Below are 18,905 nucleotides of genomic sequence, written 5' to 3' on the forward strand. Positions count from 1 at the left end.
CAACCAACTGATCTACCGCCTTCGCGAGCAAGCCCGCTCCCACATTTGTTTGTGTCACACCTTGGATAGCGGCAACGCTCGTTGCCGCTTTACTGGCGCTTCGCGGAAAGCGCTTGCCGCTTTTCCGCCATTGCCGCCGGCAATACCTCCCTAACCCCCTGATTTATTAGGCCTGACAAAGCTGGCATGGCGCTTGCTATATCCCTGTTACGAAAAGCAGGTCAGCCCTAAAGGTCTCCGCCATGAGCATCAGCTTCGATAAAGCGCTCGGTATCCACGAACAAGCCCTGGGCTTCCGCGCCCAGCGTGCCGAAGTCCTGGCTAACAACATCGCCAACGCCGATACCCCGAACTACAAGGCTCGGGACCTGGACTTTGCTGCCGTGCTCGCCGCACAGAGTGACAAGACCAAGAACGGTTCCTTCGCCTTGAACATGACCAATAACCGTCATATCGAAGCGCAGGGCCTGAGCAATGGCGACGAGTCGCTGATGTATCGCACGCCGATGCAGCCGTCGATCGACCAGAACACGGTCGATGCGCAGTTGGAGCAATCGAACTACGCCGAGAACTCGGTGAACTTCCAGGCCAGCTTCACCCTGCTCAACAGCAAATTCAAAGGGCTGATGTCAGCCCTGCGCGGAGAGTAAGTCATGTCTCTATCCAGTGTTTTCAATATTGCCGGTAGTGGCATGAGCGCCCAGACCACGCGTCTGAACACGGTCGCCAGTAACATTGCCAACGCCGAAACGGTGTCGTCGAGCATCGACCAGACCTACCGTGCCCGGCACCCGGTCTTCGCCACCATGTTCCAGGGCGCTCAGAGCGGTGGCAGCGAATCGTTGTTCCAGAATCAGGATGCTGCGGGCCAGGGCGTCCAGGTGTTGGGTGTGGTCGAAGACCAGAGCAACCTCGATGCGCGCTACGAACCCAATCACCCCGCCGCGAATGAAAAGGGGTACGTGTACTACCCCAACGTCAACGTGGTCGAGGAAATGGCTGACATGATTTCCGCCAGTCGCTCGTTCCAGACCAACGCGGAAATGATGAACACCGCCAAAGCCATGATGCAGAAGGTCCTGACCCTGGGTCAGTGATAAGGGGCGCTAAAGAATGTCCGTCACTAACGATGTGTCGAGTCAGTCGACGATCCAGAGTCTGTTCGACTCCAAGGTCAAGGATGCCAAGGCCAACCAGGGCAACCTGGCCGATACCGCCAAGGCCGCCTCGGGTAACCAGTCCCTGGGCAAGGATGCGTTCCTGCAACTGCTGGTTACGCAGTTGAAGAACCAGAACCCGCTGTCGCCCCAGGATAACGGCGCGTTCGTGGCGCAACTGGCGCAGTTCAGCAGCCTGGAAGGCATCAACACGTTGAACGACTCGGTGAACACCATCACCGGCAACTACAAGTCGTCGCAGGCACTGCAAGCGTCGTCGCTGGTAGGGCGCTCGGTCATTATCGAAACCGGCAAGGCCATGGTCGATACGAGCAAGAGCTTCACCGGCTCGGTCGCCGTGGGTTCGTCGGTGGGCAACGTCACCGTCAAGGTCACCGACAAGGACGGCAAGCTGGTCAAGACTATCGAGCTGGGCGCCCAGAGCGCCGGCAAGTCGGACTTTATCTGGGACGGCAAGAACGAAGCGGGCGAGAAGCTTGATTCCGGCACCTACACCTTCGCGGCAAGCACCAAGAATGATGCTGGTGATTCGGTTGCCCTGAAAACCTCGCTGCCGGCCACGGTCACCAGTGTGACCTTGAGCCAGACCGGCGGCGAAATGCTGCTCAATCTTTCTGGCGGCATGGGCAGCATCAAGCTGTCGCAAATTCAGACTATCGGTACATAGAGCCGGCTAAATACGGCAAGAGGAGAGAAACATGTCTTTTAATATCGGCCTTAGCGGCCTCTATGCGGCCAACAAACAACTGGACGTGACCGGCAACAACATCGCCAACGTCGCGACCACCGGCTTCAAGTCGTCCCGTGCAGAGTTCGCTGATATCTACGCGGCGTCCCGGTTGGGCACTGGCAACAAAACCATCGGTACAGGCGTCAACCTGGCCGCCGTTTCCCAGCAGTTCACCCAGGGTGAAGTGACCAGCAGCGGTGGCTTGCTGGACATGGGCATCCAGGGTGGTGGCTTCTTCGTGCAGAAGGGCAGTGACGGTTCGCTGGAATATACGCGTAACGGCTCGTTCAAGCCGGACAAGGATGGCTACATCACCAACAACACCGGCACTTCGCGCCTGCAGGGCTATGCGGCCGATGAAGACGGCAAGATCACCAAGAGCGGCCTGACCGATCTGCGGATCAACCTGTCCAACTTGCCGCCGAAAGCGTCGACCAAGGTTGATTCGACCAGCAACCTGAACTCTTCGAAGCCGGTGATCGACCAGGCGACCAGTCCTTTTGATCCAACGGTAGCGACCTCGTTTACCGAGCAATACGGCACCACGTTGTATGACACTCAAGGCAACGCCCATGAGATGGTGCAGTACATGGTGAAAACCGGCTCCAACACCTGGAAGTCCTACACCCTGATCGATGGCCGCAACCCTGACGGTACACCGGTCAAGGGCACTGGCGCGGTTGCTCCGGTGGCCTCGACGGTGACATTTGATACCGCGGGTGCGTTGAAGGGGATTGTCACCCCGCCAAGTACCGTATCCAACACCACCCTGACCATCAGCAACTGGAAGCCGGGCGTCATGGATAATGGCGTATGGAACCCGGACAACGGCGCTGCCGCCAACCCGGGTGGTATTGCGATCAATATGTCCAGCATCACCCAGTACAACTCGGCCAGCTACCGCAACCCGCCGATTACCGATGGCTACGCCACCGGCGAAATCACCGGGCTGAAAATCGACGGCAGCGGCGTACTGTTCGCCACCTTCAGCAACCAGCAAAGCAAGGCCATTGGTCAGATTTCCTTGGCCAGCTTCAACAACGAACAAGGCCTGCAGCCTGCCGGTGGCACCACCTGGAAAGAAACCTTCGCCTCGGGCCAGCCTGGCTACGATGCACCAGAAGCCGGAACTCTGGGGTCGATCGTGGCCAACTCCCTGGAGAACTCCAACGTCAACCTGACCAATGAGCTGGTGGACCTGATCAAGGCCCAAAGCAACTACCAGGCGAACGCCAAGACCATCTCCACCCAGAGCACCATCATGCAGACCATCATTCAGATGACGTGATGCGCTAGCGCTGCACAAGAAGCCCCTCTTCGGAGGGGCTTTTTTGTGGGCACAGGAAAAGAGTCCGCCGTGGATTGAGTTACGCGCAGAAAAATGTGAGGAGGAACGCCTTGGCCCCGACGCACCAATGATTGGACAAGAGCCCATGAGGCTCATCCATCAAGAGGAGGGCTTGGTATGTGGGGAGCAGGAGTGTCCGCGCCAGATGCTGGGCGCATTAACTTTGTACCGGCAGTTGCGCGTAAGGAGTCTGCTCCTGCCGGGCCTGTTGGCGAATTGCCTGCGGTCAAGACCTTGCTCGGTCAGCTGTTTGATGCCGAGCAAGCAGGCAAGACCCAGACGGCTCAGGATCTGCGCGATAAGTTGAATGATCTGCGTCAGAAACTGGGTGATGAGAAATTCAAGGAAACGCTTAACAAGCTGACTCAGGAAGCGGATGACAAGTTTCTTGAGTTTCTCAAACGGATGTTGGACGAATGGTTTCCCAGTGATGGTGTAACGCCACCACCACCCAAGGGCGGCGGTGGCGGTGGCGGTGGCGGTGGGGTGAAGCCGGGAGGGTTTGGTCCCTCCGAGGCCATGGGTAATAAGCCGGTTACCGAAGGCTCCAAGCATTTCAACTACAAGCCCGATAACAGCAAGCCAGGGGAAAAACCGAACAACATCTGGAGTGGTTTCAGCCAGGGCCCAGATGGCAACTGCGTTACCGTTTCGTCGATAAAGGCCGCAATGATGCGGTATGGCCAGAAGCCCACGGACGTCTTCAAAACGGTGAACGAGACGAGCGCAGGTTATGACGTAACCATGCGTGACGGCTTCAAGCTTTCTTTGTCCAAAGATGAGTTGAGGCAAGCGGCCACGCACGCGCACTTCAAGGGTGATGATCCGGCGATGATGACTGATGCCAACGTTCTGTACGCTGCGAGTGCCAAGCGGGCGCAGATGGAAAACAACGACGGTACGGCTGGACACAGTTTCATGGCGGCGATGAACAGCCTCAACGATGGTGAGCACTCTCGTGAGGGCCTGGATCGCTTGGGGCTGAAGGGGCTTTACAGGCCGGCTACGGATGCCGACTTGAGAAGCAGTAAGGTGGGGACGGTTGAATATAATGGTCATTCGATGGCCGTGATCGACGGTCGCATCGAGTTGTGGGGGAAGCGAGGCAGCGTGCCTCAGTCGGGTATAGCGACCGTATTGATCTAGCCAGGCCAGGCAAAAAAAGCCCCCGATACGCTAGGCATATCGGGGGCTCTTTAGCCTTGAGAGGTTAAACCCAAGGCGGGCTTAGCTTATTGGCAAGCTTCGCAATCCGGCTCGTCAATCGCGCAGGCCTTTGGCACTGGTGCCGGACCGGCTGGCGCAGCAAGCACCGAATCATCACCATGGTTGCCGCTGGACACAGCGTTCAGCTTGCCGGTGTTGATGGTCGACTTCTCGGTGCTGGTCGCGGCCAGGGCACGGAGGTAGTAAGTGGTTTTCAGGCCACGGTACCAAGCCATGCGGTAGGTCACGTCCAGCTTCTTGCCCGAAGCGCCGGCGATGTACAGGTTCAGGGACTGGGCCTGGTCGATCCACTTCTGACGACGGCTGGCGGCGTCAACGATCCACTTGGTGTCCACTTCGAAGGCGGTCGCGTAGAGCTCTTTGAGTTCTTGCGGGATGCGCTCGATCTGCTGCACCGAACCGTCGTAGTACTTCAGGTCGTTGATCATGACCGAGTCCCACAGGCCGCGGGCTTTGAGGTCGCGAACCAGGTACGGGTTGATCACGGTGAATTCGCCCGACAGGTTCGATTTCACATACAGGTTCTGGTAGGTCGGTTCGATCGACTGCGAGACGCCGGTGATGTTGGCGATGGTCGCGGTCGGTGCGATGGCCATGATGTTGGAGTTACGAATGCCTTTCTGCACACGGGCACGTACCGGCGCCCAGTCCAGGGATTCTTCCAGGTCGACGTCGATGTACTTCTGGCCACGTTGTTCGATCAGGATCTGTTGCGAATCCAGCGGCAGGATGCCCTTGGACCACAGCGAACCCTGGAACGTCTCGTAGGCACCGCGCTCGTCGGCCAGGTCGCAGGAAGCCTGGATCGCGTAGTAGCTGACCGCTTCCATGGACTTGTCGGCGAACTCGACCGCAGCATCCGAACCGTAAGGAATGTGCTGCAGGTACAAAGCGTCCTGGAAGCCCATGATCCCCAGGCCGACCGGACGGTGCTTGAAGTTGGAGTTCTGCGCCTGTGGCACCGAGTAGTAGTTGATGTCGATCACGTTATCGAGCATGCGTACGGCGGTGTTGACGGTGCGTTCCAGCTTGGCGGTGTCCAGCTTGCCGTTGATGATGTGGTTCGGCAGGTTGATCGAGCCCAGGTTGCAAACGGCGATCTCGTCCTTGTTGGTGTTCAAGGTGATCTCGGTGCACAGGTTCGAGCTGTGAACCACGCCCACGTGCTGCTGCGGGCTGCGCAGGTTGCATGGGTCTTTGAAGGTCAACCATGGGTGGCCGGTTTCGAACAGCATCGACAGCATCTTGCGCCACAGGTCTTTGGCCTGGATGGTCTTGAACAGCTTGATCTTGCCTGGATACTGGGACAGGGCTTCGTAGTACTCGTAGCGCTCTTCGAAGGCCTTGCCGGTCAGGTCGTGCAGGTCTGGCACTTCCGATGGCGAGAACAGGGTCCACGGGCCGTCGTCGAAGACACGCTTCATGAACAGGTCAGGGATCCAGTTGGCGGTGTTCATGTCGTGGGTACGACGACGATCATCACCGGTGTTCTTGCGCAGCTCGATGAACTCTTCAATGTCCATGTGCCAGGTTTCCAGGTACGCACATACAGCGCCTTTGCGCTTGCCGCCCTGGTTGACCGCAACGGCGGTGTCGTTCACTACTTTGAGGAACGGTACGACGCCTTGGGACTTGCCGTTGGTGCCCTTGATGTAGGAGCCCAGTGCACGCACCGGTGTCCAGTCGTTGCCCAGGCCGCCGGCGAATTTGGACAGCATGGCGTTGTCGTGGATCGCGTGGTAGATGCCCGACAGGTCATCCGGCACGGTGGTCAGGTAGCAGCTCGACAGCTGTGGACGCAGGGTGCCGGCGTTGAACAGGGTCGGGGTCGACGACATGTAGTCGAAGGACGACAGCAGGTTGTAGAACTCGATCGCACGGTCTTCTTTGTGCTTCTCTTCGATCGCCAGGCCCATGGCCACGCGCATGAAGAACACTTGCGGCAGTTCGAAGCGGATCCCGTCCTTGTGGATGAAGTAACGGTCGTACAGGGTTTGCAGGCCCAGGTAGGTGAACTGCTGGTCGCGCTCGTGGTTGATCGCCTTGCCGAGTTTTTCCAGGTCAAAGGTGGCCAGGATCGGGTTCAGCAATTCGAATTCGATACCCTTGGCGATGTAGGCCGGCAGTGCCTTGGCGTACAGATCGGCCATTTCGTGGTGGGTAGCGCTTTCGGCGACTTTCAGGAAGCCCAGGCCTTCGGCACGCAGGGTATCCATCAGCAGGCGCGCGGTCACGAACGAGTAGTTCGGCTCACGCTCGACCAGGGTACGGGCGGTCATCACCAGGGCGGTGTTGACGTCGGTCAGGGCCACGCCGTCGTACAGGTTCTTCAGGGTTTCGCGCTGGATCAGGTCGCCGTCGACTTCTTCCAGGCCTTCGCAGGCTTCGGTGATGATGGTGTTCAGGCGGCCCAGGTCCAGCGGCGCGAACGAACCATCCGCCAGGGTGATGCGGATCGACGGGTGCGCTTGCACGGCTTCGGCGGACGGCGCGTGTACGGCACGTTCCTTGGCGCGCGAATCGCGGTAGATCACGTAGTCGCGGGCCACTTTCTGCTCGCCGGCACGCATCAGGGCCAGTTCGACCTGGTCCTGGATTTCTTCGATGTGGATGGTGCCGCCCGATGGCATGCGACGCTTGAAGGTCGCGGTGACTTGTTCGGTCAGGCGGGCAACGGTGTCGTGGATACGCGACGAAGCGGCAGCGGTGCCGCCCTCAACTGCAAGAAACGCTTTGGTGATGGCGACGGTGATTTTGTCATCGGTGTAAGGAACGACAGTGCCGTTACGCTTGATCACACGCAATTGGCCGGGCGCGGTGGCGGACAGATCCATATTCGAATCGGCGGCCTGCGGCACGGAGCCTTGCGGGTTCTCGCGAGTTGTGTCGGTTTGCATGGGGGGTTGTCTCCACATTCTATATTTATTTGGGCACCATCACGGTGCCCACCGTTCCGTCCTGAAGCACTTACAACAGGCCTTGGCCTGGCATAACAACTTCGGGACAGGAGGAAGGGAGCTGTTCGCGCCGCTTCCATGCCGAAGTCTTTGGTTCGGGGCCGGGGCCCTTCACCGTATTCCTGATGGGTGACAGTGTTTGCACTGCAACACCCGTACCGCTTTCTCCCGTTCGGGCTGGAAAACAGCAGCCATCCGCGTGCGCGGTTTGGGCTTTCGAAAAAGGTTTAAGTTCAACCAAACAGGAGCAAGAAAGCGCTTGAGTTTCTTGTCTGAATTGTGTTTGGTCTTTTCGCTTGAAACCCTACATGTAGGGTTTTTTCAGCGCCGAGCTACAAGATAATGCGTTTTGGGGGGCTTAGCAACGCACTACCTGTGGATAACGCTGTGGGTAAAATGTGTATGAAAGGTGGAATAGCCGTGTAGGCCGCAGTACTGCTGCATCGCACCGTTTGTCACCGAATATTCCAAGCTGAAAACACCCGGTTGGATTTTTGCGGGCGCGAACCCTATCACAAAAAAACACGATTACCGAATGCATTTCCTGGCTTGTGTTGCAGGGTCAGGCCATGGCTACAATCGGCCTTTATTCGTGCGATATATTGCTCACTCCACATGACAACTGTAGGAGCGAGCTTGCTCGCGAAGGGCGTCAACGATAACGCTGACTTGCTGAATGAACGCGGCGCCCTTGGTTTCTTCGCGGGCAAGCCCGCTCCTACAATAATTAGAGTTGAGGTAGCGCATGGAGCAAGAAGCCTGGCAGGTATTGATTGTCGAGGACGACCAGCGTCTGGCTGAGCTGACCCGTGACTACCTGGAAAGCAACGGCCTGCGGGTCTCCATAGAGGGCGACGGTGCCCTGGCAGTGGCGCGGATCATTGCCGAGCAGCCAGACCTGGTGATTCTTGACCTGATGCTGCCTGGCGAAGACGGCCTGAGCATCTGCCGCAAGGTGCGCGAGCGCTACGACGGAGTGATCCTGATGCTCACCGCACGTACCGACGACATGGACCAGGTCCTGGGCCTGGACATGGGCGCCGACGACTATGTGTGCAAACCCGTGCGCCCGCGCCTGCTGCTGGCGCGGATCCAGGCCTTGCTGCGGCGCAGCGAAAGCGCCGAGCCCGCCGCCCCGGAAAAACAGCGCCGGCTGCAGTTCGGCCCGCTGGTGGTGGACAACGCCTTGCGCGAAGCCTGGTTGCACGACGGTGGCATCGAACTGACCAGCGCCGAATTCGACCTGTTGTGGCTACTGGTGGCCAATGCCGGGCGCATCCTGTCCCGAGAAGAGATCTTCACCGCCCTGCGCGGGATTGGTTACGACGGCCAGGACCGCTCCATTGACGTACGCATCTCGCGGATCCGCCCGAAAATCGGCGACGACCCGATCCACCCGCGGCTGATCAAGACCATTCGCAGCAAAGGCTATTTGTTCGTCCCCGAAGCTGCCGCCGACATGCTGTCGTGAACTCGATCTTCCTGCGCATCTATGGCGGCATGTGCGCGGCGCTGATCCTGGTGGCCCTGCTCGGCGTACTGGCCCTGCACCTGCTTAATGAAGTGCGCAGTGGCCAGTACCGTGAGCGCCTGGCCCACGGCACCTTTGCCCTGATGGGTGACAACCTGCAACCGATGAGCAGTATCGAGCGCCAGCGCGCCCTGGCGGTATGGGAGCGCTTGCTGGGGATTCCCCTGGCGTTGCAGAAAGTATCCGATGCCCAGTTGGACCTGAGCCAACGCAACCGCCTGCAACGGGGCCAGGTCCTGGTGGAGCAGACCGGGCCCCATGCGGCCAGGGTCTTGCGCCTGGTCAGTGAAAAAGAGCAACTGCTGCTTACCGGCGAAGTGCAGCAGATCAGCGAGCAATTGGCCCGGGCCACCATTTATTTGCTGGCCGATGAGCTGGTGCGTTTCCCGGTGGCCGAGCAGCCACAGCGTCTGGCCGACTTGAAACACGCCAAGGGCTTTGGCTTTGAAATGCACCTGCTCAAGCTCGACGAAGCCGACATGGATGAAGACCAGCGGCGGCGCGTGGCCGAGGGCGACACGGTGATGGCCCTGGGCAAGGGCGGTGATTCAATTCGCGTGTTTGCCGGCATGGTCGGCACGCCGTGGGTCCTGGAAATCGGCCCGCTGTACCAGATGAATCCTTACCCCGCGCAATGGCTGGTGCTGATTGCATTGATTGGCCTGACCCTGATCGGCTTGATCGTGTACCTGCTGGTGCGCCAGCTGGAGCGCCGCCTGCGCGGGCTCGAAGCGGCTGCTACGCGTATCGCCAAGGGCAACCTGGAAGCGCGGGTGCCGGCGCGCGGTGCTGACTCGGTAGGGCGGCTGGCGGCGGCCTTCAATGGCATGGCCGAGCACCTGCAACGCCTGCTGGCGATCCAGCGTGAACTGGTGCGCGCGGTGTCCCATGAGCTGCGTACCCCGGTGGCGCGCCTGCGGTTTGGCCTGGAGATGATCGGCGACGCCGCCACTCCTGAAGCCCGGCGTAAATACATGGAAGGCATGGACAGCGACATCCAGGACCTCGACGGCCTGGTGGATGAGATGCTCACCTATGCGCGCCTGGAGCAGGGCTCGCCGGCCTTGAGCTTTCAAAGGGTCGACCTCAGTGCCTTGCTCGACCAGGTGATCGACGAACTCGCGCCGCTGCGGCCGGCAATTGAAGTAGCGCGCGGGGTATGCCTGTCATCGGCGCACCTGGATGCGGCCTGGGTCGACGCCGAGCCGCGCTACCTGCACCGCGCCCTGCAAAACCTGGTGAGCAATGCCATGCGCCATGCGCAGTCGCGGGTGCTGATCAGTTACCAGGTGGGCCAGGTGCGCTGCCGTATCGATGTTGAAGACGATGGCCCGGGAGTGCCGGAAAGTGCCTGGGAACGGATCTTTACGCCATTCCTGCGCCTGGACGACAGCCGTACACGCGCCTCGGGCGGGCATGGCCTGGGCCTGTCGATTGTGCGGCGGATTATCTACTGGCACGGTGGTCGGGCCTTGATCAGCAAGAGCAACAACCTGGGCGGTGCGTGTTTCAGCCTGAGTTGGCCAAGGGACCAGGACAAGGCTTGAGATAGTCATTGCAGGCAAGCCAGTTCCTACAGTTGACCGAGTACATCCTTTGGAATGCAGTCAAATGTGGGAGCGGACTTGCCCGCGATAGCTATCTATCAGGCGCCGACAGCTACCAGGCTCAACAACTGCCCCTCATTCACCGCAAACTGCCCCTCCAGCTCCTTTCCATAACACCACTCACTGGACAAATCCGTCAGCAATCGTAAGCGTAAAAATCCTGAGTCAGACCACTCCACCACCTCGGCATGCTCAAAGTAGAAGCGCTTGCGCACGATCGGGTAGAGCGCCTTGAACAGGCTTTCCTTGGCCGAAAACGTCAGGGTCACCCACTGCGCAATCTGCTCCCGTGGCCCGGCAGCCATGCGTTGCATCTCATCCGGGGTAAGGATTTCCCCGGCCAGGCGCTCGGCCCGTTCAAGTGACAGCAGGTTTTCCAGATCCATACCCAGCCCGCGCCATTGCGCCTTATGCCCGACAATGGCCGCGGCATGCCCGGTGCTGTGGGTGATCGAACCGCTGATATGGCCGGGCCACACCGGGGCGCGGTCTTCGCCGATGGCGGGGATAAAGTCCAGGCCTTCGAGCCGTTGCAAGGCACTACGGGCGCACAGCCGGCCGGCGAGAAACTCGGCCTGGCGCTTGGCTACCGAACGTTGGATGCTCGCCGGCGGCGGCACGGCGCAGCGCTGGAAGTCACTGGCCTCAAGCAGTTTTGGCTCGAAGCGCGTGCTCAGGAACACCGTGCCGGGCAAGGCGTCAGGCAATGGCCAATGGTCATCAAGTGGGGTGCAGCAGGCGGGTATTGGGTTCATGCCGGCTATTCTGCACGGGGCGGGACATACCTGGGTAGCCCGCCGGTTCAGACTGTGTTCAGTTCAACCGCCGTAAACTGCGCAAGCATACCTTCAGGGCCGCTATGATATTCCCTGCGGGACAGTGGATTGGCCTTGGAGAGTGTTATGAAATTGCTGGTTGTCGAAGATGAGGCGTTGTTGCGCCATCACCTGTTGACCCGTCTTGGCGACAGCGGTCACGTGGTCGAAGCCGTGGCCAACGCCGAAGAAGCGCTGTACCAGACCGGGCAATTCAATCATGACCTGGCGATCATCGACCTGGGCCTGCCGGGCATGGGCGGCCTGGACCTGATCCGCCAACTGCGCACCCAGGAAAAGACCTTCCCGATCCTGATCCTCACCGCACGCGGCAACTGGCAGGACAAGGTCGAAGGCCTGGCTGCCGGGGCCGATGACTACGTGGTCAAACCCTTCCAGTTCGAAGAGCTGGAAGCGCGGATGAACGCACTGCTGCGCCGCTCCAGCGGTTTTACCCAATCGACCATCGTTGCCGGCCCCTTGTTGCTGGACCTCAACCGCAAACAGGCGTCCCTGGATGAGCAACCCCTGGCGCTGACGGCCTATGAGTACCGGATCCTGGAATACCTGATGCGTCACCACCAGCAAGTGGTGGCCAAGGATCGGTTGATGGAACAACTCTATCCCGATGACGACGAGCGCGATCCGAACGTGATCGAAGTGCTGGTCGGCCGCCTGCGCCGCAAGCTCGAAGGCCCGGCCGGGTTCAAACCCATCGACACCGTGCGTGGCCTGGGCTATCTGTTTAACGAGCGCTGCCGTTGATTCGTTCTCTACGTGTACGCCTGATGCTGGCGGCCACCACCCTGGCCGTGTTGTTCATGCTCGGGCTGTTGCCGGCGATGCAGGGCGCGTTCAGCCTGGCGTTGCAGGACTCCATCGAGCAGCGCCTGGCGTCGGATGTGACCACGCTGATCTCGGCCGCACGGGTCGAAAACAACCGTTTGCTGATGCCGGCGCAGTTGCCCGACGAGCGCTTCAACCTGACCGATAGCCGCCTGCTGGGCTATATCTATGACCGCGAAGGCCACCTGGTCTGGCGTTCGCGGGCGACCCGTGAAGAAAACATCAACTACCGCCCGCGTTACGACGGGCGCGGTAACGAGTTCGCGAAGATCCGCGAGGCCAACGGCCAGGAATTCTTCGTCTATGACGTCGAGGTCAAGCTGCTGGGAGGCAAGAGCGCGGCGTTCAGTATTGTCGCGCTGCAACCGGTGCGCGAATACCAGGTGACCCTTGAAGGCCTGCGGGAAAACCTCTACCTGGGTTTCGGCGCGGCCTTGCTGGTGTTGTTGAGCCTGCTGTGGATCGGCCTGACCTGGGGCTTGCAGGCCTTGCGCCGGCTGAGCCAGGAACTGGATGAAATCGAAGGCGGCACCCGCGAGAGCCTCAGCGAGCAACACCCACGGGAGCTGCTGCGCCTGACCGGTTCCCTCAACCGTCTGTTGCACAGCGAGCGCGAGCAGCGCACCCGTTACCGTGACTCCCTGGACGACCTGGCCCACAGTCTGAAGACCCCGCTGGCGGTCTTGCAAGGCGTGAGTGAAGACATGGCCCAGCGCCCCCAGGACCTTGAGCAGGCGCGGGTCTTGCAGTCGCAGATCGAGCGCATGAGCCAGCAGATCAGCTACCAACTGCAGCGCGCCAGCCTGCGCAAAAGCGGCCTGGTGCGCCACCAGGTGCGCCTGCGTCCGGTGCTGCAAAGCCTGTGCGACACTCTGGACAAGGTCTACCGCGACAAGCGCGTGCGGGCGTCTTTTGCGTTGCCAGAGCAATGTGACGTACCCATCGAACAGGGCGCCTTGCTGGAATTGCTCGGCAACCTGCTGGAAAACGCCTACCGCCTGTGTTTGAGCGAGGTGCGCATTACCCTGGATGAAAGTCCGGATGGCGTGCGCTTGTGCATCGAAGACGATGGCCCCGGCGTGCCACCCGACCAGCGTGCGCGGATCCTGCAGCGCGGCGAGCGCCTGGATCGCCAGCATCCGGGGCAGGGGATTGGGTTGGCGGTGGTCAAGGACATCATCGAGAGCTATGGCGCGCGGCTGACCCTGGGGGATTCGCCTCTAGGGGGGGCGGCGTTCAGGATTCATTTTCCGGCTGTTTGATCTTTATTGGATTCACTGGCCTCATCGCGAGCAAGCCCGTCCAAACACCACATCCTCAACTTTCCTGTGCCCGATAAGCCCCCGGGGTCACCCCCGTCCACTTCTTGAACGCCCGGTGAAACGCCGAGGGCTCGGAAAAACCCAACTGCTCGGCAATCTCCTGCAACGACAGATCCGCCCGCCCCAGATGAAAAATCGCAATATCCCGGCGCAGCTCATCCTTGAGGGCCTGGAAGTTGGTGCTTTCCTCACGCAAATGCCGGCGCAGGGTCTGCGGGCTGATGTGCAGGTGCTGCGCCACGGCCTCCAGGTCCGGCCAGGGTGTGCGGTCGCGGCTCAGCAAGCGGCGGATCTGGCTGCTCAGGCTATGGCCTTCGTCCGGCCGGGACAGCAGGTCGGCGGGGGAACGTTCGAGGAAGTGCTTGAGGGTGCGTTCGTCCTGCAGCAGTGGCAGGTTCAGGTAGCGACTGTGGAACACCAGGCTGCTGCTGGCCGCGCTGAACACCAGCGGGCAGGGGAACAGCAGGTCGTATTCGCTGGCATGGACTGGTATCGGGTAGCTGAAGGTGGCCTGCTCCAGGCGGATGCGCTGGCCAATCAGCCAACTGCCGAGGCGATGCCAGATCACCAGCAGGGATTCGCTCAAAAAGTGGTCCGGGTCCCACAACTGCGAATCATCCAGGCTCAGGCGCGCCATGTCGCCTTCACGGCTCAGCCGCCAGCGCGGCCCCTGGGGGAACAGGCTGTAGAACAACAAGCCGCGTTGCAGCGCCTTCTCCAGCGTGCGGCAATGAATCAGCGCATGGCACATCATGGCGAAGGTGCCGCGCTTGCTCGGCCCATCGGCGAACCCCAGGTATTCGTCATCCAGGGCCTGCCACAACATCTGCAACAGCCGCGTGAACTGCTCTGGCGCAATGCGCGCGCGTGGCTCCGCCAGCAGTTCGGGGGTAATGCCCAGTTGCTGCAACAGCGTCGAGCAGTCGTAGCCGGCCCGACGCGCTCCGCCCAAGGCTGCACGGGCGTAATGACTGGCGATGGTGCGTTCGCGCATGCAGGGGCCTCGTCCATTGAGTGGCCGATGGTAGCCATCAGACCTTGGGTGGACAAGGCGGATATCCGCCAAATTGTAGGACGAGATCAGGGTGCTGGGCGGATATCCGCCACCGTTTCCAACCAGGCAAACAACCCTGAAAAGGCGTCAGCCCCCTTGGTCCAAGGGCTCCAGGGCTTTTAAGGAAAGTGGCACGCCGTTTGCGATAGGGAGTACAGACCTGCCAGCCAGCAGCTCGCCAAAACAAATCCCTCCAGTGCAGGAGGGTTCGCAATTCAAGTGTCGTGGGCAATGGCGGATATTTGCCCCACGGGACTCTTGAGGAAACTTTGCAATGACGACTCGTCAGCCGTTCTACAAAACCCTGTACTTCCAGGTAATCGTTGCCATCGTTATCGGTATCCTGCTCGGTCACTTCTACCCGCAGACCGGCGTGGCCCTCAAGCCACTGGGTGACGGCTTTATCAAGCTGATCAAAATGGTCATCGCCCCGATCATCTTCTGTACCGTTGTCAGCGGCATCGCCGGCATGCAGAGCATGAAGTCGGTGGGCAAGACCGGTGGCTACGCGCTGCTGTACTTCGAAATCGTGTCCACCATCGCCCTGTTGATCGGCCTGGTCGTGGTCAACGTGGTGCAGCCAGGCGCTGGCATGCACATCGACGTCGCTACCCTGGACGCCTCGAAAGTCGCGGCCTACGTCACCGCCGGTAAAGACCAGAGCATCGTCGGCTTTATCCTCAACGTGATCCCGAACACCATCGTCGGCGCCTTCGCCAACGGCGATATCCTGCAAGTGCTGATGTTCTCGGTGATCTTCGGTTTCGCCCTGCACCGCCTGGGTGCCTACGGCAAGCCGGTGCTGGACTTCATCGATCGCTTCGCCCACGTGATGTTCAACATCATCAACATGATCATGAAGCTCGCGCCAATCGGTGCCCTGGGCGCCATGGCGTTCACCATCGGTGCCTACGGTGTGGGCTCGCTGGTGCAACTGGGTCAGTTGATGATCTGCTTCTACATCACCTGCATCCTGTTCGTGCTGGTCGTACTGGGTGGCATCTGCCGCGCCCACGGTTTCAGCGTGCTGAAGCTGGTGCGCTACATCCGTGAAGAACTGTTGATCGTACTGGGTACTTCGTCTTCCGAATCCGCACTGCCGCGCATGCTGATCAAGATGGAGCGCCTGGGTGCGAAGAAATCGGTGGTTGGCCTGGTTATCCCGACTGGCTACTCCTTCAACCTCGACGGTACTTCGATCTACCTGACCATGGCTGCTGTGTTCATCGCCCAGGCGACTGACACCCACATGGACATCACCCACCAGATCACCCTGTTGCTGGTGCTGCTGCTGTCCTCCAAAGGCGCTGCTGGCGTGACTGGTAGTGGTTTCATCGTACTGGCCGCGACCCTGTCGGCTGTTGGCCACCTGCCGGTTGCCGGTCTGGCGCTGATCCTCGGTATTGACCGCTTCATGTCCGAAGCCCGCGCCCTGACCAACCTGGTCGGTAACGCTGTAGCGACCATCGTCGTGGCCAAGTGGGTCAAGGAACTGGACACCGACAAGCTGCAAAGCGAGCTGGCTTCCGGCGGTACCGGTATCTCCGAAACCCGCGAACTGGATGACCTGGGCGTGGCCGAAGGCCCGGCGCCAGCGCTCAAGTAAACGCTGACGCGGTACTGAAAAAACCATCTTCGGATGGTTTTTTTGTGGGCGGGCGAGCGCAACGGTCACTGTCGATGATGGTTCCGGTAATTGCCGCTGGCGCCCAAGGCTGACTACTCTGTGCCCCATCGAACTGGAATCGGAGCTCCCATGTCAGGCCCCTTGGCGTCCCTCAAAGTGCTGGATTTCTCGACCTTGTTGCCGGGGCCTTTCGCTTCGCTGCTGTTGGCGGACATGGGCGCCGAAGTCTTGCGCATCGAATCCCCCACGCGCATGGACCTGCTGCGGGTGTTGCCGCCCCACGACCGTGGCGTGTCGGCCAGCCATGCCTACCTCAATCGCAACAAGCGCAGCCTGGCCTTGGACCTCAAGCAGCCCGAGGCGCTGGAGATCGTGCGGCAACTGGTGGCCGACTACGACATCGTGCTGGAGCAGTTCCGCCCCGGGGTCATGGAGCGCCTGGGCTTGGGTTACGAAGCGTTGAAGGCGATCAACCCGAAGCTGATCTACGTGTCCATCACCGGCTATGGCCAGACTGGCCCCTACAAGGACCGTGCCGGGCATGACATCAATTACCTGGCACTGTCCGGCATCGCCAGCTACACCGGGCGCCAGGACAGCGGGCCGCTCCCCTTGGGCGTGCAAGTGGCGGATGTGGGCGGCGGTTCGTTGCATGCAGTGGTCGGCTTGCTGGCGGCGGTGATTGCACGGCAGCACAGCGGTGTGGGCCAGTATCTGGATGTGAGCATGACCGACTGCGCCTTCAGCCTCAACGCCATGTCGGGCGCGGCCTACCTGGCTTGTGGCGTGGCGCCGGGGAGGGAAGACCAGGTGCTCAATGGCGGCAGTTTCTACGATTACTACCGCTCGCGGGACGGGCGCTGGTTATCCGTCGGCAGCCTCGAACCTGGGTTTATGCAGCAACTGTGTATCGCGCTGGGGCGCCCTGAGCTGGCGGCCCAGGGGTTATCGCCCAAGCCCGAGCAGCAGAAGGCACTCAAGCAGGCGTTGCAGGTGGAGTTTGAACGGCACAGTTTTGAAGAGCTGTGTGCAATGTTTGCCGGGGTCGATGCCTGCGTGGAACCGGTGCTCAGTGTGGGCGAAGCCCTGGAACACCCGCAATTGCAGGCCCGGGAGCTGGTGAGCCAGGTGCCGCGTGGGGATGGCTCGTTCCAGGCGCAGATGGCGTGCCCGCTGAAGTTTTCCGAGGGGTTGCCGGAGCCGAGGCATATTGGGGTGGCGGTGGGGGCGCATAGTGAGCAGGTATTGGATGAGCTGGGGTTCAGCGCTCAGCGGATAGCCGAGTTGCGGGGTGCCAAGGTGGTTGGATAACGCCTGTTCGGGCCCCATCGCAGGCAAGCCAGCTCCCACATTGAAGGTATTCACAAATCAAAATGTGGGAGCGGGCTTGCCCGCGATGGGGCCAGTGAAACCACCCCAAAACCTCACTCGACCCGAGTCTCCCCAGTAAACACCAACGTCTCCCGGCAGCGCCGGCACAAATACCGCCGCCCCTGATTCACCAACCCATGACGCTGGGCTGAGAACGGAAAGTCACTCTCGGCACACGGGCACCGGTAGATATAGCGCGTCACGCGCCGCCGCTGGATCTCATAGGTGTGGCACCGATCCGGCGGCAGTTCGTAGACCCCGCGCATGATCAACTGCCATTCCTCACCATGGGGCTGGATGCGTTCGCCAAACAATTGGTGGGCAATCAAGTGCGCCACTTCGTGGGCGACCGTCTGTTTGAGGAAATGTTGGCTGTTTTCCCGGTACAGCTGGGGGTTGAAGCGCAGCAGGTTCTCGTGCAAATGCGCGACACCGGCTTTCTGGCCGCGGAGCTTGAGGCTGACCTTGGGGCGTTTGAAACTTCGTTTGAAAAAGGATTCGGCTTGCAGGAAACAATCTTCGACGCGGGTATTGAGTTGCTCGGGCATGCTGTACATATCTCCAGAGATGTCCAGTATGCCGCATCCAGGGGTGTTTCCGAATCTGTCAGGCGCCGAATGGTCATGCATAACGCACAAAGCCACCTTGCGGTGGCTATTCCTGCGGTTGAAAGCGTGTCAGTTGGTGTAGATCGGTCCTACGCCCAGGCCCCAGACAATCACGGTAAACGCCATGATCGCCACCAGTACCACCAGGCCTACCGCCAGCACCGAGCTGGAAAACAGGAAGCCTTCGTCCGGGTCGATGCTCATGAAGGTCGGTAGCCCCACATACAGCAGGTAAACGGTGTAGCAAATAGCCGCCGTGCCCACCACCATTCCCAGCCACATATGCGGATACAGCGCCGCCAGCCCGCCGATAAACAAGGGAGTCGCGGTGTAGGTGGCGAATGCCACGCAGCGCGCCATGCTCGGATTGGCGTCATAAGTGCGCGCCATCCAGTGAATGAAGGCGCCCATTACCGCAACGCCGCCGAGCATTGCCAGGTACGACATGATGGTCATCCACAACGCACTTTCCTGGGTCAGCATGACCGGGGCGCGACTGCCGATGACCCAGCCGACCTGGGTCGTGCCGATAAAGGCTGATACGGCGGGGATCGCCGCGAGAATCAGCGTGTGAGTGAGGTACATGTGGCTGATGCTTTCTTCTTTATCGCCACGAATTTCCCGCCATTCCTGGTCGGGATGGGTGAAAAGCCCCACGACGTGATGGATCATGCCAGTCACTCC

At 60.3% G+C, this 18,905-nt stretch carries 16 protein-coding genes; 11 read left to right on the forward strand and 5 right to left on the reverse strand.

The genetic code is table 11. From position 1 onward, the window contains the following. Nucleotides 1-242 precede the first annotated feature (242 nt). From flgB to FJD34_RS06835, 5 genes are all read left to right on the forward strand, one after another. Nucleotides 243-650, forward strand: a complete 408-nt coding sequence (gene flgB, locus FJD34_RS06815; RefSeq protein WP_032861558.1) for a flagellar basal body rod protein FlgB — start codon at nt 243-245, stop codon at nt 648-650. 3 nt (nt 651-653) lie between these two features. Further along, complete coding sequence (flgC, locus tag FJD34_RS06820; RefSeq protein ID WP_032861557.1) at nt 654-1,097, forward strand: flagellar basal body rod protein FlgC; 444 nt, start codon at nt 654-656, stop codon at nt 1,095-1,097. Between the two features lie 16 nt (nt 1,098-1,113). Then, nucleotides 1,114-1,845: a flagellar hook assembly protein FlgD gene (gene flgD, locus FJD34_RS06825; RefSeq protein ID WP_032861555.1), complete on the forward strand. Its 732-nt coding sequence runs from the start codon at nt 1,114-1,116 to the stop codon at nt 1,843-1,845. A gap of 31 nt (nt 1,846-1,876) precedes the next feature. Beyond that, nucleotides 1,877-3,196 carry a flagellar hook protein FlgE gene (gene flgE, locus FJD34_RS06830; RefSeq protein WP_032861554.1) on the forward strand — a complete coding sequence of 440 codons (1,320 nt, stop codon included), beginning with the start codon at nt 1,877-1,879 and terminating at the stop codon, nt 3,194-3,196. Between the two features lie 177 nt (nt 3,197-3,373). Next, nucleotides 3,374-4,402 (forward strand): hypothetical protein, encoded by a 1,029-nt coding sequence (locus FJD34_RS06835; protein WP_090291766.1) that lies wholly within the window; start codon nt 3,374-3,376, stop codon nt 4,400-4,402. 86 nt (nt 4,403-4,488) lie between these two features. On the opposite strand, the gene FJD34_RS06840 is transcribed toward FJD34_RS06835, so the two are convergent. Beyond that, entirely contained in the window at nt 4,489-7,380 is a 2,892-nt protein-coding gene (locus tag FJD34_RS06840) for a ribonucleoside-diphosphate reductase subunit alpha (RefSeq protein ID WP_065943566.1), read from the reverse strand. A gap of 805 nt (nt 7,381-8,185) precedes the next feature. On the opposite strand from FJD34_RS06840, the gene FJD34_RS06845 reads away from it, so the two are divergent. Further along, complete coding sequence (locus tag FJD34_RS06845) at nt 8,186-8,911, forward strand: response regulator (RefSeq protein WP_029300726.1); 726 nt, start codon at nt 8,186-8,188, stop codon at nt 8,909-8,911. Further along, nucleotides 8,908-10,518: an ATP-binding protein gene (locus tag FJD34_RS06850; RefSeq protein WP_032861551.1), complete on the forward strand. Its 1,611-nt coding sequence runs from the start codon at nt 8,908-8,910 to the stop codon at nt 10,516-10,518. Before FJD34_RS06845 ends, FJD34_RS06850 begins: the two co-directional genes overlap by 4 nt. 98 nt (nt 10,519-10,616) lie before the next feature. On the opposite strand, the gene FJD34_RS06855 is transcribed toward FJD34_RS06850, so the two are convergent. Further along, entirely contained in the window at nt 10,617-11,333 is a 717-nt protein-coding gene (locus FJD34_RS06855; RefSeq protein WP_090291764.1) for a 4'-phosphopantetheinyl transferase family protein, read from the reverse strand. Nucleotides 11,334-11,480: 147 nt separating this feature from the next. On the opposite strand from FJD34_RS06855, the gene FJD34_RS06860 reads away from it, so the two are divergent. Both FJD34_RS06860 and FJD34_RS06865 read left to right on the forward strand, forming a co-directional pair. Continuing rightward, a complete protein-coding gene (locus FJD34_RS06860; RefSeq protein ID WP_032861548.1) occupies nt 11,481-12,158 on the forward strand; it encodes a response regulator transcription factor in 678 nt (225 codons plus the stop codon). Then, nucleotides 12,155-13,501, forward strand: coding sequence for an ATP-binding protein (locus tag FJD34_RS06865; protein WP_032861547.1), 1,347 nt, complete (start codon nt 12,155-12,157; stop codon nt 13,499-13,501). The genes FJD34_RS06860 and FJD34_RS06865 overlap by 4 nt, the downstream gene beginning before the upstream one ends. Nucleotides 13,502-13,556: 55 nt before the next feature. Here the strand turns inward: FJD34_RS06865 and FJD34_RS06870 are convergent, their stop codons facing one another. Then, nucleotides 13,557-14,555, reverse strand: coding sequence for an AraC family transcriptional regulator (locus FJD34_RS06870; RefSeq protein ID WP_090291762.1), 999 nt, complete (start codon nt 14,553-14,555; stop codon nt 13,557-13,559). 334 nt (nt 14,556-14,889) lie between these two features. On the opposite strand from FJD34_RS06870, the gene FJD34_RS06875 reads away from it, so the two are divergent. Next, nucleotides 14,890-16,221, forward strand: coding sequence for a dicarboxylate/amino acid:cation symporter (locus FJD34_RS06875; RefSeq protein ID WP_057439678.1), 1,332 nt, complete (start codon nt 14,890-14,892; stop codon nt 16,219-16,221). 150 nt (nt 16,222-16,371) lie between these two features. Further along, the gene (locus FJD34_RS06880) at nt 16,372-17,553 is read left to right on the forward strand and encodes a CaiB/BaiF CoA transferase family protein (protein ID WP_090291760.1); all 1,182 of its coding nucleotides are present in this window, start codon (nt 16,372-16,374) and stop codon (nt 17,551-17,553) included. A 113-nt stretch (nt 17,554-17,666) separates the two neighbouring features. Here FJD34_RS06880 and FJD34_RS06885 read toward each other — a convergent pair whose 3' ends face one another. Both FJD34_RS06885 and FJD34_RS06890 read right to left on the reverse strand, forming a co-directional pair. Further along, a complete protein-coding gene (locus FJD34_RS06885) occupies nt 17,667-18,161 on the reverse strand; it encodes a SprT family zinc-dependent metalloprotease (RefSeq protein WP_032861595.1) in 495 nt (164 codons plus the stop codon). A 129-nt stretch (nt 18,162-18,290) separates the two neighbouring features. After that, nucleotides 18,291-18,893 (reverse strand): Yip1 family protein, encoded by a 603-nt coding sequence (locus tag FJD34_RS06890; RefSeq protein WP_032861542.1) that lies wholly within the window; start codon nt 18,891-18,893, stop codon nt 18,291-18,293. Between the last annotated feature and the right edge of the window lie 12 nt (nt 18,894-18,905).

Source organism: Pseudomonas brenneri (genome assembly GCF_007858285.1).
In the GTDB taxonomy this organism is placed as follows: Bacteria; Pseudomonadota; Gammaproteobacteria; order Pseudomonadales; family Pseudomonadaceae; genus Aquipseudomonas; species Aquipseudomonas brenneri.

Excerpts from the sequence above, each read along its gene's own strand:
- flgB (WP_032861558.1), top strand. The coding sequence starts at position 243 with ATGAGCATCAGCTTCGATAAAGCGCTCGGTATCCACGAACAAGCCCTG.
- flgC (WP_032861557.1), top strand. The coding sequence starts at position 654 with ATGTCTCTATCCAGTGTTTTCAATATTGCCGGTAGTGGCATGAGCGCC.
- flgD (WP_032861555.1), top strand. The coding sequence starts at position 1,114 with ATGTCCGTCACTAACGATGTGTCGAGTCAGTCGACGATCCAGAGTCTG.
- flgE (WP_032861554.1), top strand. The coding sequence starts at position 1,877 with ATGTCTTTTAATATCGGCCTTAGCGGCCTCTATGCGGCCAACAAACAA.
- FJD34_RS06835 (WP_090291766.1), top strand. The coding sequence starts at position 3,374 with ATGTGGGGAGCAGGAGTGTCCGCGCCAGATGCTGGGCGCATTAACTTT.
- FJD34_RS06840 (WP_065943566.1), bottom strand. The coding sequence starts at position 7,380 with ATGCAAACCGACACAACTCGCGAGAACCCGCAAGGCTCCGTGCCGCAG.
- FJD34_RS06845 (WP_029300726.1), top strand. The coding sequence starts at position 8,186 with ATGGAGCAAGAAGCCTGGCAGGTATTGATTGTCGAGGACGACCAGCGT.
- FJD34_RS06855 (WP_090291764.1), bottom strand. The coding sequence starts at position 11,333 with ATGAACCCAATACCCGCCTGCTGCACCCCACTTGATGACCATTGGCCA.
- FJD34_RS06860 (WP_032861548.1), top strand. The coding sequence starts at position 11,481 with ATGAAATTGCTGGTTGTCGAAGATGAGGCGTTGTTGCGCCATCACCTG.
- FJD34_RS06870 (WP_090291762.1), bottom strand. The coding sequence starts at position 14,555 with ATGCGCGAACGCACCATCGCCAGTCATTACGCCCGTGCAGCCTTGGGC.
- FJD34_RS06875 (WP_057439678.1), top strand. The coding sequence starts at position 14,890 with ATGACGACTCGTCAGCCGTTCTACAAAACCCTGTACTTCCAGGTAATC.
- FJD34_RS06880 (WP_090291760.1), top strand. The coding sequence starts at position 16,372 with ATGTCAGGCCCCTTGGCGTCCCTCAAAGTGCTGGATTTCTCGACCTTG.
- FJD34_RS06885 (WP_032861595.1), bottom strand. The coding sequence starts at position 18,161 with ATGCCCGAGCAACTCAATACCCGCGTCGAAGATTGTTTCCTGCAAGCC.
- FJD34_RS06890 (WP_032861542.1), bottom strand. The coding sequence starts at position 18,893 with ATGATCCATCACGTCGTGGGGCTTTTCACCCATCCCGACCAGGAATGG.